The 26719-nt window shown below is 38.3% G+C and carries 20 protein-coding genes and 1 tRNA gene; 2 read left to right on the forward strand and 19 right to left on the reverse strand.

Annotated features, from left to right (window positions below):
• Positions 1-245: 245 nt before the first annotated feature.
• The 13 genes from queG to P278_RS11415 form a co-directional block, all read right to left on the reverse strand.
• Positions 246-1142, reverse strand: a complete 897-nt coding sequence (queG, locus tag P278_RS11355) for a tRNA epoxyqueuosine(34) reductase QueG (protein WP_038266785.1) — start codon at positions 1140-1142, stop codon at positions 246-248.
• 124 nt (positions 1143-1266) lie between these two features.
• Positions 1267-1845 (reverse strand): hypothetical protein, encoded by a 579-nt coding sequence (locus P278_RS11360; protein ID WP_152973932.1) that lies wholly within the window; start codon positions 1843-1845, stop codon positions 1267-1269.
• Between the two features lie 75 nt (positions 1846-1920).
• Entirely contained in the window at positions 1921-3294 is a 1374-nt protein-coding gene (locus P278_RS11365; RefSeq protein ID WP_038266787.1) for an FAD-binding oxidoreductase, read from the reverse strand.
• A 379-nt stretch (positions 3295-3673) separates the two neighbouring features.
• Positions 3674-4696 carry a Holliday junction branch migration DNA helicase RuvB gene (gene ruvB / locus P278_RS11370; RefSeq protein ID WP_038266789.1) on the reverse strand — a complete coding sequence of 341 codons (1023 nt, stop codon included), beginning with the start codon at positions 4694-4696 and terminating at the stop codon, positions 3674-3676.
• Positions 4697-4792: 96 nt separating this feature from the next.
• The gene (locus tag P278_RS11375) at positions 4793-5473 is read right to left on the reverse strand and encodes a hypothetical protein (protein ID WP_038266792.1); all 681 of its coding nucleotides are present in this window, start codon (positions 5471-5473) and stop codon (positions 4793-4795) included.
• Positions 5474-5566: 93 nt separating this feature from the next.
• Positions 5567-7363, reverse strand: coding sequence for a cytochrome c oxidase subunit I (locus P278_RS11380; RefSeq protein ID WP_038266794.1), 1797 nt, complete (start codon positions 7361-7363; stop codon positions 5567-5569).
• Positions 7364-7412: 49 nt separating this feature from the next.
• Positions 7413-8471, reverse strand: coding sequence for a cytochrome c oxidase subunit II (locus P278_RS11385; RefSeq protein WP_038266797.1), 1059 nt, complete (start codon positions 8469-8471; stop codon positions 7413-7415).
• Between the two features lie 33 nt (positions 8472-8504).
• Entirely contained in the window at positions 8505-9830 is a 1326-nt protein-coding gene (locus P278_RS11390) for a hypothetical protein (RefSeq protein WP_038266801.1), read from the reverse strand.
• Between the two features lie 32 nt (positions 9831-9862).
• Entirely contained in the window at positions 9863-10420 is a 558-nt protein-coding gene (locus tag P278_RS11395) for a c-type cytochrome (RefSeq protein ID WP_038266804.1), read from the reverse strand.
• A 7-nt stretch (positions 10421-10427) separates the two neighbouring features.
• Positions 10428-10952 carry a DUF3341 domain-containing protein gene (locus P278_RS11400; protein ID WP_038266807.1) on the reverse strand — a complete coding sequence of 175 codons (525 nt, stop codon included), beginning with the start codon at positions 10950-10952 and terminating at the stop codon, positions 10428-10430.
• On the reverse strand, positions 10945-12336 hold the full coding sequence (gene nrfD, locus P278_RS11405; RefSeq protein WP_038266810.1) for an NrfD/PsrC family molybdoenzyme membrane anchor subunit: 1392 nt from the start codon (positions 12334-12336) through the stop codon (positions 10945-10947). The genes P278_RS11400 and nrfD overlap by 8 nt, the downstream gene beginning before the upstream one ends.
• Positions 12337-12373: 37 nt before the next feature.
• On the reverse strand, positions 12374-15517 hold the full coding sequence (locus P278_RS11410; RefSeq protein ID WP_038266813.1) for a TAT-variant-translocated molybdopterin oxidoreductase: 3144 nt from the start codon (positions 15515-15517) through the stop codon (positions 12374-12376).
• A 33-nt stretch (positions 15518-15550) separates the two neighbouring features.
• Complete coding sequence (locus tag P278_RS11415) at positions 15551-16834, reverse strand: c-type cytochrome (RefSeq protein WP_038266816.1); 1284 nt, start codon at positions 16832-16834, stop codon at positions 15551-15553.
• Between the two features lie 220 nt (positions 16835-17054).
• On the opposite strand from P278_RS11415, the gene P278_RS11420 reads away from it, so the two are divergent.
• Positions 17055-17453 carry an SPOR domain-containing protein gene (locus P278_RS11420; protein ID WP_038266819.1) on the forward strand — a complete coding sequence of 133 codons (399 nt, stop codon included), beginning with the start codon at positions 17055-17057 and terminating at the stop codon, positions 17451-17453.
• 44 nt (positions 17454-17497) lie between these two features.
• Here P278_RS11420 and infB read toward each other — a convergent pair whose 3' ends face one another.
• From infB to rimP, 3 genes are read right to left on the reverse strand one after another with little or no spacing between them, the layout of a single operon-like run.
• Positions 17498-20449 carry a translation initiation factor IF-2 gene (infB, locus tag P278_RS11425; protein ID WP_038266821.1) on the reverse strand — a complete coding sequence of 984 codons (2952 nt, stop codon included), beginning with the start codon at positions 20447-20449 and terminating at the stop codon, positions 17498-17500.
• 33 nt (positions 20450-20482) lie between these two features.
• Entirely contained in the window at positions 20483-21715 is a 1233-nt protein-coding gene (gene nusA, locus P278_RS11430; RefSeq protein ID WP_038266824.1) for a transcription termination factor NusA, read from the reverse strand.
• 12 nt (positions 21716-21727) lie between these two features.
• Positions 21728-22189, reverse strand: coding sequence for a ribosome assembly cofactor RimP (gene rimP / locus P278_RS11435; protein WP_038266827.1), 462 nt, complete (start codon positions 22187-22189; stop codon positions 21728-21730).
• 171 nt (positions 22190-22360) lie between these two features.
• On the opposite strand from rimP, the gene P278_RS11440 reads away from it, so the two are divergent.
• The gene (locus P278_RS11440) at positions 22361-23179 is read left to right on the forward strand and encodes a universal stress protein (RefSeq protein ID WP_038266830.1); all 819 of its coding nucleotides are present in this window, start codon (positions 22361-22363) and stop codon (positions 23177-23179) included.
• Positions 23180-23470: 291 nt separating this feature from the next.
• Here the strand turns inward: P278_RS11440 and P278_RS11445 are convergent, their stop codons facing one another.
• From P278_RS11445 to P278_RS11455, 3 genes are all read right to left on the reverse strand, one after another.
• Positions 23471-24391, reverse strand: a complete 921-nt coding sequence (locus tag P278_RS11445) for a DNA adenine methylase (RefSeq protein WP_051413538.1) — start codon at positions 24389-24391, stop codon at positions 23471-23473.
• Positions 24392-25957, reverse strand: a complete 1566-nt coding sequence (locus P278_RS11450; protein WP_038266831.1) for a hypothetical protein — start codon at positions 25955-25957, stop codon at positions 24392-24394.
• Between the two features lie 557 nt (positions 25958-26514).
• Positions 26515-26586: transfer RNA gene (locus P278_RS11455), tRNA-Gln, on the reverse strand.
• Positions 26587-26719 lie beyond the last annotated feature (133 nt).

The following is a 26719-nucleotide window of genomic DNA, read 5'->3' on the forward strand; positions in this document are numbered from 1 at the left end:
CATTATTTAGCGATCAAGATTGTTTTAACCTTGTCGCAGCCCCTTAATTCCAATATCGATTTAGAACCCTTCGACGGCTAATGTCCGGAATTTTTATATTCGTATTAGTGCTTTTGATATTCACGTAATGAAAAACCTGACAGGACTGGAAATTCACCAATTATTTCAAGATAATAGAATCAGATCCAAGGATTCATTATTTTATAGAAAAGTGCGTTTGAATATCTCTATTGAGGAAGGGTTGTTTATTTGAGAAAATCTATGTTTCTCTTGAGTCCGGAGAATTTGGTACGCTTTACAGCAGACTTCTTAAAGACCTTTCTAAAGACATCTTCTGTAATTTCTTCCCAATCCTTTTTGGTCATCGACAATAAATCGGGATGCGGGTTAAACAGTGGTTCATTATGGGGCTTCGAAAAGCGATTCCACGGACAAACATCCTGACACACATCACAACCAAACATCCAGTTATCAAATTTACCGCGAACATCTTGTGGAATTTCATTTTTAAGTTCGATGGTAAAATACGATATACACTTACTTCCATCAACTACATAGGGTTCTACGATTGCCTGGGTAGGACATGCATCGATACATGCAGTACAACTACCGCAGTGATCAGTTACAGGGGTATCACAGACCAGGTCCAAATCGATAACCAGCTCAGCGATAAAGAAAAACGAGCCAACTTGTTTAGAGAGCAGGTTGGCATTTTTACCAATCCAGCCCAGTCCGCTTTTTGCGGCCCATGCTTTATCTAAAACAGGTGCCGAATCGACAAAAGCACGACCATTTACTTCACCGATCTCCTCCTGAATAAATTGCAGTAATTGTTTCAGCTTATCTTTAATCACAAAATGATAATCGGTACCATATGCATATTTAGAAATCCTGGGAGCTTCAGGATCCTCCTGGGTATTTTCAGGGTAATAATTAAGGAGCATGGAAACCACAGATTTTGACCCTTCGACTAATTTACGCGGATCTAAACGTTTATCAAAATGGTTCTCCATATAATGCATTTCGCCATGCATATTATTCTTTAGCCATTTCTCCAATCTCGGAGCTTCTTCCTCTAAAAAATCTGCTTTAGAGATACCACAAGACAAAAATCCGAGACGTTTAGCCTCCGACTTTATCATTTGTGCATATTTCAATTGTTTGGTCAAATTCACAGCTATTCTAAGGATGCTAAGGTACAATATTCGAATAAAAAAAACGCCTGAGGTCAGGCGTTTTGATTTTATAGACGTTTAACGTGGCTCTTTATTCCAGTAAAGGATTTGAAGCTGCAAATACGCCATCAGGATTTTCCATCCTCACCCATACATGCAGTGTCCAGGCACCTACATCCGTATTAAAAAACCATACATCCTCATCTCCCAGGAATCCCTCCGGAGGCGTACCGGGATCTTCCGGATTTGTCGGAAAGACCAGATATTCTACCGCCAAAAACTCCCAGTTACCATCTTCATCAGGGGCATACAACAACGCTTCCGGTTTCAACATTTCAAAAACATCATCCATCAGGGCTTCATTGACAAAATGATGTCCCATCTGGGGCACATACCCTGAAGCATCAACGTTCCATCCGCGTGCTTTAGCCACCTTAAAGTTATAAAAGCTTCTTGTTTTATTGGTTAAAAGCTGCACCTGTGCTTCCCAATTATCCCAATGGTTGGATTGGAAATGAGCATCAGCAGCATTAAGGTCTTCTATATCCAGAACCTCATTATCGGTTGAACAGGAAAACATCAATAATCCTCCGATACAACAAAGCGAGATAAATTTGATTCCGGATAAAATCGGGGTTGTAATTAAACAGTTTACTGGTAATTTCATCATTGAAAACATTTTTGGTTATACTTTCATTTGCTATATCATCAATACAACTATTCAATAATCCTCCATTAATGTCTATTACCCTGCGGGTTTAATATTTTGATTTATATGAAAGAAATTCCCCGGATCATATTTAGCCTTAATGGCGGCCAATCGATCGTAATTTCCCCTATATGAAGCTTTCACACGATCCTGTCCTTCTTCCATCATAAAGTTGACATAGGCTCCACCCATGGCATAAGGCGTTAGTGCATCAAAATAGCCTTTACACCATTTGGTAACTTTATCAGCATTTGCCGGATCAGGATCAACCCCCACTATTACCTGTGACCATCTTGCCTCTCGATTACCCCAAGCGGTATCACTATTTGAGAAATCGTGCACTCTACCATCGATCGGATATAGGTGTGTAGTTGAATGGATGCTTGGAATTTTCGATCCAAATTCAATATTTGCAGCTATTGCTTCGGGAGTTAACTCTTTAATATAATGAGCCCTCCAATACCATTGCATCCCCGGAGGGTATAATTCATCGAACATACCATTAAGCGCTGGCATAGGGATTTCTTGAACAAAGTCAAGAATTGGCGGGCCGAATGCCCTTATTGGCTTAAAGACTTCTTCTGCTTTTTCTATCGGTCCGGTATAATTCCAAACCACTCCACACACATTTTTATTTCTTAAATGTTCAGGGAAAGGGTCGCCGGGTGGTACAATTAAAAACGCAAAGAAACCATATAGATCATTTGGAGCATCTTTTGTAAAAGCATCGTAAAACTCCATTACTTCTTTAGCTTTTTCTAATGGCCAAAACATAGGTCCGGCATATACATTTTTAACATCGATAAGTTTAAATTTAAAAGAAACCACCACTCCAAAATTACCGCCTCCACCTTTCAAGGCCCAGAATAAATCTGAATTTTCATTTTCATTAGCGGTTACCACTTCTCCATTAGCCAACACCACTTTACATTCCAATAAATTATCTATTGTAAGTCCGCCTTTTCGACTGAGATAACCGAGTCCTCCTCCCAGGGTGATTCCTGCTATTCCGGTAGTTCCGATAATTCCACTTGGTAATGCCAGTCCATATTCGTGTGTTGCCTTATCCACATCCCGAAGCACATTTCCGGGTTCTATAACAGCGGTTTTAGTAGCGGGATCGACGCTTATGCCTTTCATTTCAGAAAGATCGATTACTAATCCGTTTTCTACGAGTGCTAATCCAGCCCCATTATGTCCGCCACTTTTAATAGAGACTTCGAGGTTATGTTTTTGTGCAAATTCAACAGCCTTGACAACATCTGAGGTGTCTTTACATTTAAAGATTGCTGCCGGCTTTTTGTCGATCATCCCATTATATATGGTTCGAGCTTCATCATAATTAGGATCTCCAGGCATAATGAGACTTCCATTTACTTTTGACTTGAGTTCTGCTAAACTAGTATTCATGATTACAGGTTGATTAATTAAACTATCAGTGATTTATTTGAACATTCAAGGACATACAGCTGATATGGATCGTAAGGATATTTATTATCTGTTTAGGTTCACTAATTAACACAACCCGATAAGGTTGATTCAAGAAAATCAAAGCGAACTACATACCACTACTAAAACAAATTGATATGGTAACCCTTTTTTACCACACGGCAGAAATAGGCAGGTAATCCTTAAATCTTCTAACAAAAGATTTAGAGGCAATAGCCTTTATAAGTTATTTGGAAAGATTTATGAAGGTAAAATGCAATTGCATTCAGCTGTTCCTAACATAAAAATAAGGAATATTAACTAATTAACAATGAATAAGTTATAGCAAAAAGAAAATAATTTAGAACAGGCCTCTCTGGGCACCACCTTTAATGCGACCCAGATGCTTATACGCCTGCTCGGTAACTTCTCTACCACGAGGTGTTCGTATGATAAAGCCCTGTTGAATAAGAAAAGGTTCATAAACTTCCTCGATAGTTTCAGCATTTTCCGAAACCGCGGTTGCCAGGGTTGTAATACCTACAGGACCTCCTTTAAACTTATCGATTATCGTAGACAAGATTTTATTATCCATTTCATCCAAACCATGGGCATCAACGTTGAGTGCTTTTAGGCCATACTTAGCAATCTCAATATCTATTTTACCGTTGCCTTTGATTTGGGCAAAGTCCCGAACTCTTCTTAGTAATGCATTTGCAATACGTGGCGTACCTCTGCTTCTTCCTGCAATTTCAATTGCGGCCTCCATAGAGATAGGCACTTTAAGAATAGCGGCACTTCTTTGTACGATATCTGCTAGCAGTTCAGTTGTGTAATACTGTAGTCTGCTACTAATTCCAAAACGGGCACGCATAGGAGCTGTAAGCAACCCTGAGCGGGTAGTTGCTCCTATCAGGGTAAATTGATTCAGGTTTATCTGGACGGTTCTGGCATTCGGACCACTTTCGATCATAATATCGATACGGTAGTCTTCCATTGCCGAATAGAGGTACTCCTCTACGATAGGGCTTAGACGGTGAATTTCATCTATGAAGAGAACGTCTCTGTCTTCTAGATTTGTCAGCAAACCTGCCAAGTCTCCGGGCTTATCAAGGACGGGGCCGGAGGTTACTTTAATTCCTGCACCCAATTCGTTTGACAGTATGTGGGCCAGGGTAGTTTTCCCAAGTCCGGGAGGGCCATGGAAAAGGGTATGGTCGAGTGCATCACCTCTGAGGTTAGCCGCTTCTACGAAAATTTTAAGGTTTTCAAGGACTTGATCCTGGCCTGTAAAATCATCAAAAGAAAGGGGCCTCAGGGCTTTTTCTATATCCACTTCTTCCGGAGAAAACTGTTCTCCTGTAGGGTCTAAATACTCGTTCATACACGGCAAATATACGGCAAATGAAATATTCCTGATAAACTATATTGGAGATATATAAATTATTATGACATATCAATTTTAAAAAAGAAAATCAAATTAGTTTTTTAGCATATCTTCAAATGTACCCAGATCTTCATGTTTAAAGTATTTTACAAGTAAACCATTTTCATCTATAAGAACATACTGTGGAGAAATTTTAATCCCATATTTTTTTTGAAATCCCATGGCCTCGGGTACAATCAAACTGTTTAGATTTAAGTCACCTATAGCATCTTCAATCTCTAAAGAATTACTGGAAGTAAATACAATACTTTTTACATTTGGCAAGTCGCTAAAGAAGCTATCCATTTCCAACAGTTGATCTTTATTGAAAAAAGGCTCTCGAAGCATGACAATAGAAATCAACACTATCTTTTTACCCCTTAAATTTTTAGATTCGACTATTTGACCATCAATGGTCTTCATAACAAATTCCGAAAATATCTCGCCTTCAGAAACTTTATCGTTAAAGAGTCCATTGCTTATCGTTCTACTATTTTCTTCATTTTTATCGAAATAAAACGAGGATGCCATTCCATACTTATTATATTCCTTTGGCCATGCATGCATATTTGGATAATCCTTATACAGCTTCAAATAATCATCATAATTATAGCTTACCCCTGTATCATAATCAAACAACACACTTCCTGGCCCTAGTGTTACTGAATATGAAACTTGTGAATTACTAACATTTATATAAAAAGTGGTAAGAACGAAAATTAACATCGTTTTCATAAGACTCTCATTTTACATAAATATAATTATTTAAATAAAAAAAAGCCTATCCGCTTGTACGAATAGGCTCTATATTATTGAGAATCTTTTCTTTTAATGATTCAATTCTTCTTCATTGGGTTGTAATGGTACCGTTTGCGGAACATAATCTTGTCCGGCTATAACGTATTCTCCATTTTCATTCGTCTTACTGTAATCGTAAGCCCATCTGTGTACTTCCGGAATTTCACCAGGCCAGTTACCATGAATATGCTCAACAGGCGTAGTCCACTCAAGTGTGGTAGCATCCCAAGGGTTTTGAGTTGCTTTCTTCCCGTAGAAGATACTGTGTATGAAATTATATACGAACACCAACTGCGCTAATCCTGCTAACAAGGCGAATGAAGTCATCACAACCTGAATATCAGTAAGGTCGTCAAACATTGGGAACGCTGTATTTTGATAGTAACGTCTTGGTAAACCAGCCATCCCTACAAAGTGCATTGGGAAGAATACTCCGTATGCTGCAATAGCTGTTAACCAGAAGTGTACATATCCTAAATTCTTATTCATCATTTTACCGAACATCTTAGGGAACCAGTGATATACACCTGCGAATAGTCCGTAGATTGCAGAAATACCCATTACTAAGTGGAAGTGAGCCACTACGAAATAAGTATCGTGAACGTTAATATCTAACGCACTATCTCCTAATATGATACCTGTTAAACCACCTGTGATAAAGGTTGAAACCATTCCGATAGAGAATAACATCCCTACGTTGAATTGCAGGTTACCTTTCCATAGGGTAGTAATCCAGTTAAATGCTTTTACTGCCGATGGAATCGCAATCAATAAAGTTGTGAAGGTAAATACCGAACCTAGGAACGGGTTCATACCAGACACGAACATGTGGTGACCCCAAACGATCGTTGATAAAAATGCAATAGCTAATATCGATGCAATCATCGCTCTATATCCAAAGATAGGTTTACGAGCATTGGTTGCCATTACTTCTGATACAATACCCATTGCAGGTAGAATAACGATATATACTTCAGGGTGACCTAAGAACCAGAATAGGTGCTCGAACAATACCGGAGAACCTCCCTGATAATGTAAAACTTCACCTTGAATAAATATATCTGATAAGAAGAATGATGTACCAAAACTTCTATCCATTATTAACAATAATGCTGCAGACAATAATACCGGGAAAGAAACTACACCGATAATTGCAGTAATAAAGAATGCCCAGATGGTTAATGGTAATCTTGTCATTGACATCCCTTTTGTTCTCAGGTTAAGTACCGTAACGATATAGTTAAGAGAACCTAACAATGAAGAAGCAATAAAGATTGCCATTGAAACTAACCAAAGTGTCATACCGGCACCAGAACCTCCTTGAGCCATTGGCAAGGCACTAAGCGGCGGATAGATGGTCCAACCTGCTGCTGCAGGACCTGCTTCAACAAACAGAGAAATCACCATCACAACACTTGACAAGAAGAACAACCAGTAAGAGATCATATTCAAAAGACCAGATGCCATATCTCTTGCCCCGATTTGTAATGGAATTAAAAGGTTACTAAAGGTACCACTTAATCCTGCTGTTAATACAAAGAATACCATAATGGTACCATGCATTGTAACTAATGCCAGGTAGATATCTGCATCCATAACTCCATCAGGAGCCCATTTCCCTAACAAAGCCTCAAACACTGGAAACGATTCCCCAGGCCATGCAATTTGCATTCTGAACAATAATGACATTGCAATACCGATGAATCCCATGATCAAACCAGTAATTAAATACTGTTTAGAGATCATTTTATGATCAAGGCTAAAAATGTATTTAGAAATAAAAGTTTCTTTATGATGATGCCCGTGATCGTGTGCTGTTGCTGACATAATCTTTATCTATTTATATAAAATCGTTATTCGTAATTTTTACTTATAATTATTGTAATGACTCTCCGAAGGTCTTCTGTTGGCTTAACCACTCTTTATACTCTTCTTCAGTCTCCACTACAATTTTCATTTGCATGTTATAGTGCGATTTACCACATATCTTGTTACATAGTAAGATATAATCGAACTCAACATTTACCTCTTGTCCTCTGTCGAGAACTTCCTGTGCATTTTCAGCTCTAAGCTTATTAATGTTCTTATATTTTTCAACAATACCCGGATCCTGTCTCATTTCTTCAGTCGTTACAGTTGGGGTAAAGGCAAACTGGGTAATCATACCAGGTACACAGTTCATCTGAGCTCTAAAGTGAGGCATGTACGCAGAGTGCAAAACATCTTGCGATCTCATTTTGAACAACACTTTTCTACCTACCGGTATATGAATTTCAGTGGTTGAGATAATATCGTCCTGTCCATTAGGATCTGATTCATCTAAACCTAGGATATTAGCTTTGTCCATATCAATTAAACGAACGTTTGCATCCCCAAGCACATTATCCTGTCCGGCATATCTTGCTTTCCAGTTAAACTGTTGTGCATATAATTCGATAACAATTGGATCATCATCTTCACTCACATCCATTACGGTGGTCCAGGTATAAAGACCGTAAAGAATTAAGGCTGCAAGAACGATTACAGGAATAATAGTCCAGATAAACTCTAACTTATCATTATCTGCAAAGAACAATGCTTTTTTACCTTTCTCTCCTCTGTATTTATAAGCGAAGTAGTGCAGTAAAGCCTGAGTGATGAACTGAACGATAAAAATTAACACCAATGAAATAAGCATTAAATTATCGTAGTCTTTACCATGCTCTGAAGCAGGTGTACCCAGAACTACGCCACCCCATTTCCACAATGAGTAAATGGTTAATACATAGATGAACGCTAAGAAGCCGAACATCAGGTAGCCGTTAAGCTTGTTATCCTTATCACTTGCAATTTGAGAATTGTCTGTATTTGGTTGAGACAATTCAAATATCTTGGTCATTTGCCAAATGGCTATGGCTACCAGTACGAGAACTATAATAGTTAATAAAGCAGTCATGTTATTATTTCCTGTTTACTATTTAATTTCTAATTAATAATGAAAGTGTTTACTTTCTTCAATAAATGGGTTGCGCTTCGGTGTTAGTGGTGCTTTAGTAAGCGCACTAAACACAACATATATGAACAGTCCTAAGAAGAACAATACTGCTCCTATTTCGGCTATTCCGATATACCATTGATCACCTACAGTAGCTGGCATGATCATTACATAAACATCTATGTAATGTCCAAGAAGGATTACGATACCTGCCATTACAACAAACCAGTTAACGCGTTTATAATCGCTATTCATCAACACCAATAATGGGAAGACAAAGTTCATCACTAACATTCCAAGGAACGGAAGTTTATAATCTTCTAATCTGGTTACGAAATAAGTTACCTCTTCCGGAATGTTCGAGTACCAAATCAACATAAACTGAGAGAACCATAGGTACGTCCAGAATATACTAATTGCGAACATAAATTTAGCAAGGTCATGAAGGTGACTATCATTAACCTGTTCTAAATATCCTTTAGACTTCAAGTAAATTGATATTAAGGCTATAACGGTGATACCTGAAACAAACATACTAGCGAATACGTACCATCCGAATAATGTACTAAACCAGTGCGGATCTACACTCATGATCCAGTCCCAAGACATCATAGATTCAGATACCAGGAAGAATACAAGGAAACCAGCTGATAACCTGAAGTTCTTTTTAAAGTTACTGTTATCTTCTGCAGTATCCTGGGCGATAGAGAACTTCCTAGAGAAATGTCTGTAAGCAACCCATCCTGCAATGTATATCGCAGCTCTGATTAAAAAGAAAGGCACATTCAAAAATCCGGTCTTACCCTGAATCAATTCATCTTCTGCTACTACTTCCGGATCCATCCAAATAAACAGATGATTTAAATGCATTCCTGAAAGTGCAAGTATTACAAATACGATTACTGCACCTGGCAATAAGTATGCTGTAATACCTTCCATGACTCTAAATAAAAGAGGTGACCAACCGGCCTGTGCAGCTCTTTGAATAGCATAAAATGCAAGCACCCCTAATGAAATCATCATAAAGAAGAATGCTGCAACATACAAGGCTGCCCATGGTTTATTTTGCAACTGGTGTAACAGGTGTTCATCATGAGCACTATGATCTTCGGCATGACCTTCAGCGGCATGCGCATCGTGTGCTGCAGTTTCGTGTGAAGCTTCTTCACCGTGACCATCTCCATGATGTGCGTCAGCAACCATAGCTTTAGCTTCTTCTACCGTAGCAGGTGCGGAGATATATCCGTAACCCCAGGCCAACAGACCAAGTATCATCAAAACAAAAGCACCAGTCCTTAATTTACTTGAAAACGTGTACATATCTAAAACAATATATCCTTAAATTCTATTATTTATTTTGTTAAGTCTCCTTTTAGCTTCATTACATAAGAAGTAACCTGCCATCTTTCTTTTTCATTCAGCTGAGCAGCATGTGAGCCCATTGAATTTCTACCAAAGTAGATAACATGATATACACTTCCTTCTGTAATTTCTCTATCAGCATAATTAGGAACCCCTAAGAACTTCTCTCTTTTTACTAATGTTCCTTGTCCATCTCCTTTGTCTCCATGACATACAGAACAGTAGATTCCGAATAATTCTTTTCCTTTAGCCATATCAGCCTCAACATTCGTTGAATCTAATGGACTTAACAAGTTGGCTTTAGCTGCCAGATATCCTTCTTCAGTATCCGGATAATCGTATGGCATCCAACCACGGTTTACGCTTCCTTCGGCCGGCAACTGCGCTTCTACTCCATTACGGAAAGCGCTTGATTCCTGATAAGGTTCGTAACCAACAGACTCGTACATATTTGGCATAAACTGATAATTAGGTCTAGACTCGTCTGCACAAGAGGTAATTAATGCAGCCATACCAAAAACAATTCCTATTTTAACAAAGCTCTTCATCATTATATTAATGCTTTTCAGATATTTTAACTTCAACTGCTCCTGTTTTGTTTAACAATGCAGTTAATTCATCTTCATTTCCGTGCAATGAAACTTCCATCAAGAAATGGTCGTCTGTGGTTCTTACATCAGGGTTTTCAGCTTCTTTGAACGGCCATAATTTACTTCTTAAGTAGAATGTAATAACCATTAAGTGGGCAGCAAAGAAAACCGTTAGTTCGAACATTACCGGAACAAAAGCCGGTAAATTCTCAAGGAAACTAAAACTTGGTTTACCTCCGATATCCTGAGGCCAGTCTTCTATCATAATAAAATTAAGCATTGTGATAGCAACTGTTAATCCCAGACATCCATATAAGAATGCTGCAATAGCAATTCTTGTTGGAGCCAGTCCCATGGCTTTATCTAAACCGTGCACAGGAAATGGCGTGTAAATTTCTTCGATATGATGATGGGCCGCTTTAACCTCTTTAACAGCACTTAATAGTACATCATCGTCATTATATAAGGCTTGTACAACTTTATTACTCATGGTTGCCGTCTCTTAATTTTTTATACTTTTCTCCAGATGATTTCAAAATAGTCTTCACTTCTGCCTGCGCAATTACAGGGAATGTTCTTGCATAAAGAAGGAACAACACGAAGAAGAATCCTATAGTACCCACATAAATTCCAATATCTACAAATGTTGGTGAGAACATTGTCCAAGAAGATGGAAGGTAATCGCGGTGAAGTGATGTAACGATAATCACAAAACGCTCGAACCACATTCCAATGTTTACAACAATAGAGATAATGAAAGAGAACATGATACTAGTTCTTAATTTTTTAGACCACATGAACTGAGGTGAGAAAACGTTACATGTCATCATCGCCCAATAAGCCCAAGCATAAGGTCCTGTAGCTCTGTTTAAGAAGGCATACTGTTCGTACTCAACTCCAGAATACCAAGCTATAAAAAGCTCTGTGATATAAGCACAACCAACGATTGAACCCGTAATCATGATTACGATATTCATCAACTCGATATGTTGTACAGTGATATAGTCTTCTAAGTTACAAACCTTACGCATGATAATAAGTAAGGTGTTTACCATTGCGAAACCTGAGAAGATCGCCCCTGCAACGAAATAAGGAGGGAAGATCGTGGTATGCCATCCTGGAATAACCGAGGTAGCAAAGTCAAAGGATACGATGGTGTGTACAGAAAGTACAAGTGGGGTAGCTAAACCGGCTAATACCAATGAAACTTCTTCAAAACGTTGCCAGTCTTTTGCTCTACCACTCCATCCAAAGCTGATAAGGCTGTATATTTTCTTTTGGAATGGCTTCACCGCTCTATCACGTATCATTGCAAAATCCGGTAGTAAACCTGTCCACCAGAATACTAACGATACAGAAAGATAGGTAGAAATCGCAAATACGTCCCAAAGTAATGGTGAGTTAAAGTTAACCCATAGCGATCCAAATTGGTTTGGAATTGGAAGTACCCAATACCCTAACCACGGTCTACCCATGTGAATGATCGGGAACAATCCTGCCTGAACAACAGAGAAAATTGTCATTGCCTCTGCAGAACGGTTAATTGCCATTCTCCATTTTTGACGGAATAAAAGTAATACTGCAGAGATCAGTGTACCTGCGTGACCGATACCTACCCACCATACAAAGTTGGTAATATCCCAGGCCCATCCTACTGTTTTGTTTAATCCCCAGGTTCCTATTCCTGTTGAAATGGTGTAAATAATACACCCTAACCCCCATAGAAATGCTACCATAGCAATTGAAAAAACAATCCACCACTGCTTGTTTGCTCTTCCTTCAACCGGTTTTGCAACATCTACAGTTACATCGTGATAGCTTTTATCTCCGGTTACTAAGGGTCTACGTATAGGTGCTTCGTAATGCGACGCCATATCCTTATATAATTGTTTCTTGTATTAGTAATTTAAATTATGCTTCGTTTGTATTTCTCACTTTTACATGGTAGAACACATTAGGTTTTGTTCCCACATGCTCCAACAAGTGATACATACGGTCGCTATCTTTCAATTCAGCAACCTTACTTTCTTTATCGTTAACGTCTCCAAATACCATTGCTCCAGTACCACATGCAGCAGAACAAGCTGTTTGGAATTCTCCGTCCTTCACTTCTCTTCCTTCGCGTTTTGCATCAAGAATCGTTTTTTGTGTCTTTTGAATACACATAGAACATTTCTCCATTACACCACGAGAACGCGTAACAACATCAGGATTCAATACCATTCTTCCTAAATCGTCATTCATGTGGAAGTCAAATTCGTCATTGTTATTGTATAAGAACCAGTTAAAACGACGAACTTTATAAGGACAGTTATTAGCACAATAACGAGTACCAACACAACGGTTATAAGCCATGTGGTTTTGACCCTGACGACCATGTGAAGTTGCCGCTACAGGACAAACCGTTTCACAAGGTGCGTGGTTACAGTGCTGACACATTACCGGCTGGAATGCTACTTGTGGATTGGCTGCAGGATCTTCCATTTCACCAAACTCACTCATTGAGCTTCCTACTCCAGAAATATTATCTTTTTTATCGTTATCAGCTGCGAAAGTTTCTTCAGAAGAATAATATCTATCGATACGCAACCAATGCATATCTCTTGATTTTCTAACTTCTGCTTTACCTACTACAGGAACGTTATTTTCTGAGTGACATGCTATCACACAAGCACCACATCCGGTACAAGCGTTCAAGTCGATCGACAAATTAAAATGATGCCCTACCGTTCTATCAAACTCATCCCACAAGTCAACATCCGGAGATGTTACAGGGGTCTCCTGGTGATTTAACGATACCTGTGGCATGTGATTCCACTCTTTGGCATCTTTCGTATTGAAGATCTCAAGGGTAGTTTCTTTTACGATATCTCCCCTACCCATTAATGTATTATGCAACTGGATACAAGCAAACTCATGCTCTCCCCCAGCCTTTTCTATCGATACATTTTGTACACTATTAAATCCGTGATATAAGGCATAGGCGTTAACACCTGTTTGCATCACAGACTTAAGTCCATTGGTTCTTCCGTAACCTAACGAAAGACCTACTGAACCTTTAGCTTGACCTGGCTGAATTATCACAGGAACGTTCTTAATCGCCACATCATTCACGGTAATATTAACATAACTACCGTTAAGCGCACCATTGGCTACATGCCAATTTTCAAGTCCCATTACTTCAGCATCAGCCTTAGAAACCGTTAAATAGTTATCCCAAGAAACTCTTGAAATCGGATCAGGGAACTCTTGCAACCAAGGGTTGTTAGCTTGCTGACCATCACCCATACCGGTTTTAGTATACAACACAAGCTCCATTCCTGTCTCAGGAGTATTCGCTAATGCTCTTAACATACTACCAACTGATGCAGCCGTTACCTCTCCGGCAACCTCTTTATCATCAGCCTCTCCATTAACCGGAGCAGCTACCATTTGATCAACGGCATCCTGATCTGCCAATACTGACTGCCCACCTACGAAGTAACCATCATGCAACGCTTTGTTCCAAGAAACACCGCCTAACACAGAGGCTTCCCATGTAGATTTCAGGTAATCGTAATAAGCCACATCACTTCCCATCCATTTTAATAATGAATCCTGAAACTGACGTGTATCAAATAAAGGTCTGATTGTTGGCTGAGTCAGCGCAAAATGACCTTTCTTAATTTCTACATCACCCCACGACTCTAAGTAGTGAGGAGCTGCAGCAATATATGTTGTTAATGCTGAAGTCTCATCTTCCTTCATTGAGAAAGTAACTGACAAATCAACATTCTTTAAACCTTCTGTAAACTCATTAGCCTGAGGTAAAGTATAGGCTGGATTGACACCACTCATAATAAGCGCACCAACTTTTCCAGCTTTCATATCCGCTACCAAACCAGCTACTGCCTTGGCATTCCCTTGTCTCAGTAATTTAGGCGCATCCTTATCGAAAGCTGTACTAGACAACATTTCATTAATATCTAAAACGAGACCTTGAGCGTTCTCATCCTGAATTCCAGTTACCACGACCGCTTTAGACCCTTTAGCCTTCACTTGTTCCGCAGCACTCTTACATGCAGCATCTATATTTTCAGGCAAGTCTACAGCCACTGAAGTACCACTCAAGTATCCGTAAAACTTAGCAAGGGCTTTCTTCTGCTGTGAAGGTGTTAAAGCAACACGCTTATCGGCATTAGCACCAGACAAAGACATATTAGACTCGAACTGAATATGACGAGACATTTTTCCTTTTGCAGGAACGCGCCCTTTAGCATATCCAGACTCATATCCTCCGCCTTGCCAGTCACCTACGAAATCAGCTCCAAAAGAAACGATTACTTCAGCTTTTGAGAAATCATAATCAGCGAGTGCTCTAACTCCATACTTCGCTTCGAACGCATTCAAAGCAGCATCTTCGGCTACCGCATCATATGTAACATGACTTACATTACCATACTTCTGTGAAAATTCATTGATCAATTTCAAGGTAGAGGGACTCGCAAAAGTCTGAGTCAACAAAACAACTTGTTTTCCTCCTGCTGACAACCCGTTAAGCTTTTTAACCACAGCAGCATCCAAATCTTCCCAGGTAACATTAGCTCCTTCAGATTTAGGCGACTGCACTCGCAGGCTATCGTATAAATCCAACACTGAAGCATGTACACGTGCATTTGCACCTCCACCTACTTTAGCATCCGCATTATTCTCTACTTTGATTGGTCTCCCCTCTCTGGTTTTTATCAATACACTTGCAAAATCATAACCGTTTGCAATTGCTGTCGCATAATAATTTGCTACACCAGGACGTATTTGCTCTGGTTGCACCACGTAAGGGATTGATTTTTTCACCGGACCTTCACAAGCAGCTAGCGTAGCAGCTGCAGTACTGAATCCGACATATTTTAAGAAGTCTCGACGAGAAGTTGAAGACGAATCAAGATTTTCTTTATCGCCTAAAAATTCATCTACCGGAATCTCCTGTACAAACTCATTCTGTTTAAGCGTTTCAACGATAGAGCTATCACTATTCAGCTCCTCGACACTTTTCCAGTATTTCTTGTTTGACGCCATGTTATTATTGAAATTAGCTTCTTTAATAATTTATTAATAGTGACACTTACCGCACTCCAAAGCACCCATCTGCGCAGCCGTAAGCTTCTCTACACCATATTTTTTAGATAATTCTTCGTGAATCTTCTCATAGTATTCATTACCATCCATCTTCACATCTGTTTCACGGTGACACTCAATACACCATCCCATAGTTAAAGGAGCGTGCTGATACATCACTTCCATCTCTTCCACAGGACCGTGACATTTCTGACACTCTACCCCAGCAACTGATACGTGCTGTGAGTGGTTGAAATAAACAAAATCAGGAAGGTTATGAATACGCACCCATTTTACAGGCTCTGATTCACCAGTATACTGCTGGTTATTCGCATCCCATCCAACAGCCTTATAAAGCTTTTGAATCTCCCCAGTATAGAAATCTTTTGTATAGCCATTCGCTAAATCTTCCTCCCCGGTATACTCCATAATGTTCTTATGACAGTTCATACAAACATTTAAAGAAGGAATACCTGAAGTTTTAGAAACTCTGGCTGAAGAGTGACAATACTTACAATCTATCTTATTATCTCCAGCGTGAATTTTATGTGAGAAGTGAATTGGCTGTACAGGCATGTAACCCTGATCAACCCCAACCTGCATCATATAACCATAGGCGAAATACGCACCTATTAACAACAATGCAATTGAAGAAACCAATACTAAAAACTGATTTTTCACAAAAGCCTTCCAGATAGGCAGACGCTTTTCAGCTTTCTCAAACTCGATTCCGTTTGCTTCAGCGATACGCTTTAAAGTTTTATTAACTAAGTAAAGCATCACTACAAGCACTCCGAACACAAGCACTAAAGCTGCCAGGATTACATTATTTGAAAACCCTGAAGAACCTCCTGCTGAACCAGCATCCGCAACAGCACCTGCTGCTGGTTGTGCCGGCTCCGGCTTCGGCTCCATTGCATAAGCTATAATATTATCGATATCCTCTTCAGACAACTGAGGGAACGCCGTCATTGGCGAACCATTATACTCTTCAAAAACAGCAACAGCCTGAGGATCCCCAGCCTTTACCATAGCTGCACTATTGTGAATCCAATCATACAACCACTGTTTTTCATACTTGTCTCCAACACCTCGTAGTGCTGGACCTGTCATCTTTCTATCAAGATTATGACATGCCGCACAATTAGCATTAAACAACTGCTTTCCCTTAGCAGGATCACCATCTTGCGCGAAAAGAGAAGTTGAGAACATTAGCATTAGCGCTAATCCGATACCTAAAATTCTAGAAGTTGAATTACGGTGTACCACCTTTTTCATATTAAAATACGTGTTATCAATCTTAATTTGGCACGATTTTTATTCTACTCAAAGAAGACCGCCAAAAAGCCTTCCGTTAAATTCGGACACAAAAATACGACTTAGAGTCGATTTCAGAAATGTTAGAGAAGCGTTAACAACTAATTTATAACAATTCTAAATAAATTTATTCGTTATCATTTACAAGATAAAATTACTTTTGCACAAAACATCAGGAAATATGAACATTATAAAAATAAACTATCTAGCTGTCGCTCTGTTTTTTAGTCTAGCCGTTTCACATAATTCTTCTGCACAAGAAGGAAAAATCAGCATAAATAAAGACCCTCGGGTAGACCAATTAATGGCCGCAAAAAAAGAGCTAAATAAAAGTGAAATTAGCAACGGAAGGTTACGAATTCAAATTTATACCGGTTCTTTGAGCGATGCTCAAAAAGCAAGGACTACCTTTAATGGTAAATTTGAGAATATTCCTTGTGAGATCGTCTTTGAAACTCCGAATTATAAAGTAAGAGCGGGAAGATTCAGAAATCGCCTGGAGGCCGACAAATTCCTTACCGAGGTCAGAAAAGAATTTCCAAGTGCCTTTATATTGACACCAAAAAAAAGCGGTAATTAAAATTACCGCTTTTTTTATCTTATATAAATTATTAGGACTCCTTACTACTTCAGCTTCTTCTTAACTGCAACCTCTTGATAAGCTTCAACGATATCTCCTTCTTTAATATCGTTGTAATTCTTAACCTGCAATCCACAGTCGTAACCTTTAGACACCTCTTTAACGTCATCTTTAAATCGTTTTAAGGAAGCTAATTCTCCACTATAGATCACCACTCCATCTCTGATTAGACGTATTCTTGAGTTTCTGTAGATCTTACCATCGGTCACCATACAACCTGCAATGGTACCCACTTTAGATATCTTGAAGGTTTCACGAATCTCAGCATTACCAGTAACCTCTTCTTTCATCTCCGGAGAAAGCATACCCTCCATCGCATCTTTAAGGTCATTGATGGCATCGTAGATAATAGAATAGGTTCTGATATCTATTTCTTCTTTATCAGCAACTATTCTTGCATTACCCATAGCTCTTACATTAAACCCGATAATAATCGCATCAGAGGCAGAAGCCAATAAAACATCAGATTCCGTAATCGGACCAACTCCTTTATGGATTACATTGATATGGATTTCATCTGTTGATAGTTTCTGGAATGAATCAGTAAGCGCTTCTACAGAACCATCCACATCACCTTTGATAATGATATTAAGTTCTTTAAAGTCACCTAATGCGATACGTCTTCCAATCTCATCAAGTGTAACGTGACGTTGTGTACGAACTGACTGCTCTCTCAACAACTGTGTTCTCTTGGTGGCAATTTGCTTAGCCTCTCTTTCATCTTCAAACACATTGAATTTATCACCAGCCTGAGGCGCACCATCCAGACCTAATATAGATACTGGTGTTGATGGTCCTGCTTTTTCAATTTCATTTCCACGTTCATCGTACATAGCCTTCACCTTACCACTACACGTACCTGCCAGGACATAATCTCCAATCTCAAGCGTACCCGCCTGTACCAGTGCTGTAGCTACATAACCTCGTCCTTTATCAAGATAGGCCTCTACAACTGTACCTACCGGTAATTTTTCCGGGTTAGCTTTCAGCTCTAATAATTCAGCTTCCAGCAATACTTTTTCAAGTAATTCTTTAACTCCTGCACCAGTTTTAGCAGAAATATCCTGAGATTGTACTTTACCTCCCCAGTCTTCCACTAATAAATTCATATTAGCCAGGCTTTCTTTTACTTTATCAGGATTTGCCGTAGGCTTATCAACCTTGTTAATAGCAAACACTATCGGAACTCCAGCTGCCTGGGCGTGGCTAATAGCTTCCTTGGTCTGTGGCATCACATCATCATCAGCAGCAATTACGATAATTGCTAAATCCGTTACTTGTGCACCACGAGCACGCATGGCCGTAAAGGCTTCGTGACCAGGAGTATCCAGGAACGTTATTTTTTGTCCATTATCCAGAGACACACTGTAGGCACCGATATGCTGGGTAATTCCACCACTTTCTCCGGCGATCACATTCTCTTTACGAACGTAATCAAGCAAGGATGTTTTACCGTGGTCAACGTGACCCATCACTGTAACAATCGGAGCTCTTGGTTTAAGATCTTCTTCCGCATCCGGTTCTTCTTCAATAGACTCCTCTATCTCGGCAGTTACAAACTCTACCTTATATCCAAACTCTTCCGCTACAATCGACAAGGTCTCAGCATCAAGTCTCTGATTCATGGTTACCATGATTCCGAGAGACATACATGCACCAATCACTTTGGTTACAGGCACATCCATCATAGTAGCAATTTCACTTACAGTAACGAACTCAGTTACCTTAAGCACTTTACTTTCTGCAGCTTGTTGCGCTTGTTCTTGTTCTGATTTTTGACGGTGAGAGTCTCTTTTTTCTCTTCTATATTTAGCACCTTTAGACTTTTGAGTTTTCCCTTGAAGTTTCTCAAGTGTCTCACGTACTTGTTTTTGGATTTCTTCGTCTGTAGGCTCAACTTTTTCTACTCGTTTAACCGGACGTTTTCCACCTTTTTTCTTGTCTTTCCCCTGGAACTTATTACCGCCTTGTTGTCCAAATTTCGACTTTTGAACAGGGCTTTCTTTGGTAATTCTTCGTCTTTTCTTCTTAGCCGTAGCATCTTTAGAATCACCACCCTTTTTAGGAGCTTCTTTTTTCTTCTTAGGCTTATTGAACTGAGAAAGGTCAATTTTCTCACCTGTTATTTTAGGCCCAGATAGCTTCTTGTACTTTGTTTCAATAACCCCTGCTTCCTCTTCATTTCCCTCTGCCGGTTTAGCAGTTTCAGGAGCTACAGGTTTTGAAGGAGCTTCTTTTTTCACCTCTTCCTTTTTTTCTTTTGGCGCCTCTTGCTTTTTAGGCTCAGGCTTATTTTCTATTACAGGCTTAACTTCTTTCTTTTCTTCTACCTTTGAAGCGGGCTCTTCCTCTTTTTTAGGTTCCTCCTTCTTAGCCTGAGGCACCTCTTTTTTAGGTTGAGGAACTTCTTCTTTTTGAGGAGTCTCAATTTTCTCAGCCTCGGGAGCTTTCGGTTTTTCTTCTTTAGGCTGCGGCTTTTCTTCTTGCTTAACCTCTTCTTTAACCTCTTCTTTTTTCGGCTGTGGAACAGTTTCTTTTTCGGCTTTAACAGGTTCAACCTCTTTAGGTTCGGATTTTTTATCCGAATCCAAATCAATTTTACCAACAGTTTTAGGACCGGATAATTCAGCTTTAGCCTTAATCACCTCGCTCTTTTGCTCTGTTTGGCGTTTTAACTCCTGTTCTTTTTCCAATTCTTTTCGGATAGCTTCCTTTTCTTTTCTTTTCTCTTCCCCTACCTCTTTAGAAGCTACCTTCTTACTCTTATCGGTCTGGAATTCGCCCAAGAGAACCTCATACACTTCATTAGTAATTTTGGTTGTAGGACGTGCCTCTACTTCGTGACCTTTAGCAGCCAGAAATTCAACAGCCCTATCCAATGAAATGTTTAGCTCTCTTAATACTTTGTTTAGCCTCAATGTTCCCTTTTCAGCCATAAAATTTATTTCCTCAAAAATTTAGTTACAAATTTAGTCTTCGAATTCTTCTTTCAAAATTCTAACTACATCTAAAATGGTCTCTTCCTCCAAATCGGTTAGTTTTACAAGGTCACTAACTTCCCTATCCAAGATACTTTTAGCAGTATCTAAACCTATTTTCTTGAACTCATCAATAACCCACTGATCGATTTCATCAGTAAACTCTGCTAATTCAACATCCTCTTCCACACCTTCTCTGAACACGTCAATTTCATAACCTGTTAATTGTCCTGCCAAACGAATGTTAAATCCACTTTTACCTATCGCCTTCGATACTTCTTCAGGTTTTAAAATAACCTCAGCATGTTTATTTTCCTCATTCAGTGTTACAGATGTAACTCTTGCCGGGCTCAATGCTCTACTGATAAACAATTGAGTATTGTTCGTATAGTTAATCACATCGATATTTTCGTTTCCTAATTCACGAACGATACCATGAATTCTGGATCCTTTCATCCCTACACAAGCTCCCACAGGATCGATTCTATCATCATAAGAATCTACTGCTACCTTCGCCTTTTCACCAGGAATCCTAACCACTTTCTTCACGGTGATCAGTCCGTCGAAAACCTCAGGAATTTCTTGTTCGAAGAGCTTTTCAAGGAAACTTGGTGCCGTTCTACTTAAAATAATCATCGGCTTATTCCCTTTTAACTCAACGCTTTCAATCACACCTCTTACATTATCTCCCTTTCTAAAGAAATCAGACGGTATCTGCTTGTCTTTTGGAAGGATGATCTCGTTACCTTCATCATCGATCAGGATAACTGCCTTATGGCGCACATGATGCACTTCAGCAGTATATATATCTCCGATCAGCTCTTTAAACTTCTTATAAACCGTGGTATTATCATGCTCATGAATCTTAGAAATAAGATTTTGGCGTAATGCCAATATAGCCCTACGTCCTAAATCGATAAGCTTCACTTCCTCCGAAACATCTTCACCCACTTCAAAATCAGGCTCAATTCTTCTAGCCTCCGTTAATGATATTTCCTGGTTAGGGTCCTCTACATCTCCATCAGCCACTACTACACGGTTTCTCCAGATCTCCAAATCTCCTTTATCTGGGTTGATAATGATATCAAAATTATCATCTGAACCGAATTTCTTTTTTAATGCGTTTCTAAACACATCTTCCAAAATGGCCATTAACGTTACACGATCTATGAGTTTATCATCTTTAAACTCAGAAAATGATTCGATCAACGCAAGATTTTCCATGTCAACTTAAAATTAAAATGTTATCATCACTTTAGCTTCTTCTATATCGCTAAACGATATCTCTTTTTCTTTACTCACCGTAACCTTGCCTTTTCCTACAGGTTTTGGCTCACGAGCTTTCCAACCCAACTTAATATAATTTTCCGCAACTTCAAGTAAAGTTCCTTCAAACTTTTCGTCCTGGGTCTTAACCTTCATTTTTCTTCCAACATTCTTAAGGAACTGACGGTTGTTTACGATTGGTTCTGTAGCACCGGGTGAAGTGACCTCTATTGAAAAATCAACCTCTTCCCTATCCAAATTATGTTCTACCTGTCTGCTTAAATCAATACAATCGTTCAAAGTTACACCTTTATCTCCATCAATCACCAATTTTATTTTATTATCTGGTGTTATTGATGATTTGATCAAAAAGATATCTTTTCTCTCCTCAAGAAATTCGGCAATCAGTTCTTTAACTCTTTCTTCAAACATAAAATCAACTTATAAAAAGAGGGGACTTCACGTCCCCTCCCAATAGGCTTTAAATTTTAACGGTACAAATATACAATTTTTTTTGAACCTTCATTAAAAAAGCTAATCATTTGTGCTTTAACGCTTTTTATTTTGTAATTTTAAGAAAACGGACCTAAAAACACCTGCAGGATGAAACGAATTCTAGTGCCGACAGATTTCTCTCCAGAGTCAGAATATGCACTTAAAATCGGAGCGTATTTAGCCAGAAAAAATAAGGCGGAGCTTTACCTGTTACACCTACTTGAATTACCCATACATTTGGCATCTGCACCTGTTGGAGAACTTCCAGAAGCATTTTTCTTCACCAAACTGGCACAACAAAAGATTGAAGAACTTAAAGAAAAACCTTTTTTAAAAGGCATAAAGGTTCATGAAATCATGGAGGCCGGCAGCATTCATATAGGTGTTTTAAATGCCATTAAAGATAAAGGCATTGATTTCGTGGTTATGGGATCTAGTGGCGTAGCTGGGCTAGAGGAAATCTTTATTGGATCCAACACGGAAAAGGTAGTGCGCACAGCCACTGTTCCTGTCCTGATTGTTAAAAACGATATTAAGGAATTAAAGGTTGAAAATTTTGTATACGCCTGCGATTTCTCATCGGACACTTTTGAGGCTTATAAAAAGGCGATCACATTTGGCGACCAACTCAACAGCACGATTCACCTTCTGTTTGTAAACACCCCGAACAATTTTAACACTTCCAGAGCAATCACTGATAAAATCGCAAGCTTCACTAAGAAACTCACCCCTAAAAATTATACCGTCAACATCTATAATGAACTTACTATTGAAGACGGCATTCTTAATTTTGCCAAAGAAATTAATGCTGATCTGATCGGCATGAGCACCCATGGAAGAAGAGGTATCGCTCACTTCTTTAATGGCAGCATTACTGAAGAATTATCAAATCACGCATTAAGACCTGTTATTACTTTCAGGATCTAGCGATCGAAATTCGTTTTCACTTCATTTCAGGACACTCATTCGGTTTAAGCACCTGGAAAGTTTTTATACCAAAACAAACAGATTTTAACCCACTCATACTCTATCCATACTTTATCCATACTTCAACCATACTTCAACTATGCTTGAAACGCCCAAAAATGGTCTGGAATTTCACCTCAAAAACAGGCGAAAACTTAAAGTAAAAAAGGGTTTATATGATTTTATACTAATTTATACGAACCACAAATGGCATAAGTATTACACTAACGTCAGTAAAGACTTTTTCTTACTTTAAATAGCGTGTGCTTCTTTTAATCCTACACCTGATTTCTCTAGCCGCTTCTCTTTAGAATAATGCTTGTAAATTTGCGGCACATTGAATTTTTTACTACATATAACTAACTCTCTACCAACTTTAGTTTTATTTGCAAAATAGTTAAATTCAAAAATATTCTTTTCCACCTCTTTATAACAATCATTAATCAATTTATGATCATCATAAGAAACTAACCACTTATATTTTCCCAAAGACCTCTGAAGATACTTTGATAACTTAATATGATCCAACTCCTTGAATTTTTCTCTATACAAACCATCCCCCTGCTCTACATAAGGAGGGTCTAGATAGATAAACAATTCTTTTTCCCCATTGTCAATTTTTTTAATCTTCTTTAAAAAATCAATAGCATCTAGATTGTACAACCGAATCCTATCTTTATAATAAGCTATTTTTTCAATTTTAGAAATCAACAAACCCTTATTATACCTTGCGTCCAATTTCCATTTACCTACCTGATTCCTACCACCAATAGCCCCTGCATTTAAAATTCCTGAACGATTACATCGATTTAAGAAAAATGCCGTGAAACCAATTTCTAAATCACTCATATCAACTTTAATCTCACTATCAGTTAACACCCTTCTCCTAAAATCCCACTCATCAAGAGTTACTTCTGTATCATAAACAAGCTTATTAAACTCTTCTGTATTTTCTAATATAGACTTCCAGAATTTGAACACAAATTCATCTTTATCATTTAGAATTACATCATAGACATTTTCCAACATAAGCAACTTCATGGCCGCTCCAGCGCCACCAGCAAAACACTCAATATACGTACCATCGGAAATTGAATTAATCTCAACAGCCTTCTTTAAAAAATCATATAATGAAGACTTTCCTCCTGGATATCTTAACGGACTATAATTCATCTATTTAATTTCTGAAATTAAATACTCTAAAAGTGGCTGCATCTGAGACCAGACCAACTTTAACTCTTCAGGTTCAGCTGTAAAATATTCATTATGCACCAATAGGTTGTACTCAGAATGCCCTAAAAGCTTAGTATTTGAATTAAGATAACCACCTAAAGCCTGCCTTAATTTACCATCAGGGACTAACCCCTCAGATTTTGAAATAAAAACAAGCATTTCTCTTAATGACGGAACTCTATCATTACTATACACCTTATCTAAGCCAATAACTTTTTTCAGAGAATCTTGATCCAAACTTTCAACATCAATCCCCATTTTATTCAATTCCTTTTTGACCTTTTCAAACTTTTTATCAGAACCTTTAACTAACCCATCAATTTGTTCTTGCCTCAATGTTGTTATACCATTTTTACTCTTTAAGAACTGATAAGCAATCATATCCAAATAACTCCTAAACAATACTGCAACTGCATTAGGTTGCTTCTTTATATTCAAAATCTTCAGTTCTTCAAAAATATCATCAATCCTACCAACCCCTGTAACAAAATGTAAACTTGAAGCAAACAATTTTATAGATGTCGGTCTTGGCCTCTTTGGCTTTGTATCATCTTTTGACTCTTTTTCAGGTAACGATTTCACCTCCTCATCTTTATACTCATCATTATATTTTGAGTCAAGCCTTATCGAGGTGTCAAAATCACTTAACTTTCTGAGATTATCAATATAACTATCCGTATCAGACTTCTTATTTAAAACCCTTGAGTTAATGGTGTTTCCCACAACATCTTCTACAATTCTAGAAAATCTTTTAACAAACTCTGTTTTAGGCAATTGCTTTTTTAAAGTAAAATCATCATCAAAATCAAATCCCAAAAACTCTAGTCCTTTCTCATTTTGGTAAACTCTTTCAAAATTAGTCATACTAAACTTAGTTTCATCCTTTACGGAGTTTAAAACCTTTTCCCCCAACTCTAATTGACTAATTTCCATATAAACGTTATATCGCTTCAAGGAATCTTTTATTTCTGTTTTTGTCAAAGGTAACTTATCTGCCAACTCATCAACCGTTTCTCCAGATGAAAATCTTTTATATAAAAATCTATCCTGTTTTGTTTTGTCCCATTTTTCCACCACCGAACCTCCAGTATGCCTATTTACAATCATCACATCAGCCTCTTCTCTTGAGGGTGCTACAATAACCTCCAATTTCTCAATGATCCCCAAATCAAATCCCCGCAAAAGCTTTTTTATGTTATTCCTTTTTACCGAGCTCTTAATTAAATCTGGATTAATCAATATCTTACATGCGGAAACTCTTCTATTCCCTTCGAGAACGTGAAATCTACCATTTTCTTTAACAACAATTGGGCTTTCATTCCTAAAATATCCCATTGAAATAATGTCTTTTGCCAAATTTAAAACTTTCTCCTTTTCAATTAAATAATCGATAATTTGTGCTTGAGAAACAGAATCTCTTCGCTCTGACAATCTAGGGTTATCAACATCTAATCTTAATGAGGTTACCTTGAGCTTCTTAGTAGGCCAAGTGTTGTAATTTATCATAGTTACAATTGCAAGTATTAATATCAATAAACATCAAACCCGCAATGTAAGAATTTCTATGTAAAACTCAATTATTCCTACGTCTTATTATACGAAAAAACAAACATTTCATAAATTTCTATTTAAAATGGATTTATAAATTCTTAGGTGACCTACAAAAGCTCCCCGCAACCAAGCACAGGGCTAACTTCTCGTCCTTGTTTTACTTGAGTTTTCCATCAAAAAAAAAAAAAAAAAAAACAGATCATGCCTCATTGTTGTGTTTATGTGAAAATTGTGATTGATGTTTGAAAATAAGATGGATTCCGCAATAAATGCGGAATGACAATGGGTGCGGAATGACATTAAGGACCGGAATGGTAGTGGGTGTGGATTGGCATTAGCACAGAATGGTCTGGCTCCAACTTCTACATTAATGGATTCCGTAATAAATACGGAATGACAATGAGGTGCGGAATGACATTGGGGTGCGGGGTAGACTTTTCGCCCTTGTTTTACCTGACTTTATTCCATCAAAAAACCCGACTCTTTTGAAGAACCGGGTTTCTTTTTAGCAGTTGGCCTACAAGGACTCGAACCTTGAACGACTGAACCAAAATCAGCTGTGTTACCAATTACACCATAGGCCATTGCTGTAATGCGGATGCAAATTTAAGACAATCTTTTATATGCGCAAATATTTTTTAAAAAATTCGAAATAAAATTTTTCAGCCTTGTTAACGTTAATAAAATGAATCTTTTCATTAGTAATATTATTCTTAA

The organism is Zhouia amylolytica AD3, assembly GCF_000511935.2.
In the GTDB taxonomy this organism is placed as follows: Bacteria; Bacteroidota; Bacteroidia; order Flavobacteriales; family Flavobacteriaceae; genus Zhouia; species Zhouia amylolytica.

Excerpts from the sequence above, each read along its gene's own strand:
- queG (WP_038266785.1), bottom strand. The coding sequence starts at position 1,142 with ATGATAAAGTCGGAGGCTAAACGTCTCGGATTTTTGTCTTGTGGTATC.
- P278_RS11360 (WP_152973932.1), bottom strand. The coding sequence starts at position 1,845 with ATGATGAAATTACCAGTAAACTGTTTAATTACAACCCCGATTTTATCC.
- P278_RS11365 (WP_038266787.1), bottom strand. The coding sequence starts at position 3,294 with ATGAATACTAGTTTAGCAGAACTCAAGTCAAAAGTAAATGGAAGTCTC.
- ruvB (WP_038266789.1), bottom strand. The coding sequence starts at position 4,696 with ATGAACGAGTATTTAGACCCTACAGGAGAACAGTTTTCTCCGGAAGAA.
- P278_RS11375 (WP_038266792.1), bottom strand. The coding sequence starts at position 5,473 with ATGAAAACGATGTTAATTTTCGTTCTTACCACTTTTTATATAAATGTT.
- P278_RS11380 (WP_038266794.1), bottom strand. The coding sequence starts at position 7,363 with ATGTCAGCAACAGCACACGATCACGGGCATCATCATAAAGAAACTTTT.
- P278_RS11385 (WP_038266797.1), bottom strand. The coding sequence starts at position 8,471 with ATGACTGCTTTATTAACTATTATAGTTCTCGTACTGGTAGCCATAGCC.
- P278_RS11390 (WP_038266801.1), bottom strand. The coding sequence starts at position 9,830 with ATGTACACGTTTTCAAGTAAATTAAGGACTGGTGCTTTTGTTTTGATG.
- P278_RS11395 (WP_038266804.1), bottom strand. The coding sequence starts at position 10,420 with ATGAAGAGCTTTGTTAAAATAGGAATTGTTTTTGGTATGGCTGCATTA.
- P278_RS11400 (WP_038266807.1), bottom strand. The coding sequence starts at position 10,952 with ATGAGTAATAAAGTTGTACAAGCCTTATATAATGACGATGATGTACTA.
- nrfD (WP_038266810.1), bottom strand. The coding sequence starts at position 12,336 with ATGGCGTCGCATTACGAAGCACCTATACGTAGACCCTTAGTAACCGGA.
- P278_RS11410 (WP_038266813.1), bottom strand. The coding sequence starts at position 15,517 with ATGGCGTCAAACAAGAAATACTGGAAAAGTGTCGAGGAGCTGAATAGT.
- P278_RS11415 (WP_038266816.1), bottom strand. The coding sequence starts at position 16,834 with ATGAAAAAGGTGGTACACCGTAATTCAACTTCTAGAATTTTAGGTATC.
- P278_RS11420 (WP_038266819.1), top strand. The coding sequence starts at position 17,055 with ATGAACATTATAAAAATAAACTATCTAGCTGTCGCTCTGTTTTTTAGT.
- infB (WP_038266821.1), bottom strand. The coding sequence starts at position 20,449 with ATGGCTGAAAAGGGAACATTGAGGCTAAACAAAGTATTAAGAGAGCTA.
- nusA (WP_038266824.1), bottom strand. The coding sequence starts at position 21,715 with ATGGAAAATCTTGCGTTGATCGAATCATTTTCTGAGTTTAAAGATGAT.
- rimP (WP_038266827.1), bottom strand. The coding sequence starts at position 22,189 with ATGTTTGAAGAAAGAGTTAAAGAACTGATTGCCGAATTTCTTGAGGAG.
- P278_RS11440 (WP_038266830.1), top strand. The coding sequence starts at position 22,361 with ATGAAACGAATTCTAGTGCCGACAGATTTCTCTCCAGAGTCAGAATAT.
- P278_RS11445 (WP_051413538.1), bottom strand. The coding sequence starts at position 24,391 with ATGAATTATAGTCCGTTAAGATATCCAGGAGGAAAGTCTTCATTATAT.
- P278_RS11450 (WP_038266831.1), bottom strand. The coding sequence starts at position 25,957 with ATGATAAATTACAACACTTGGCCTACTAAGAAGCTCAAGGTAACCTCA.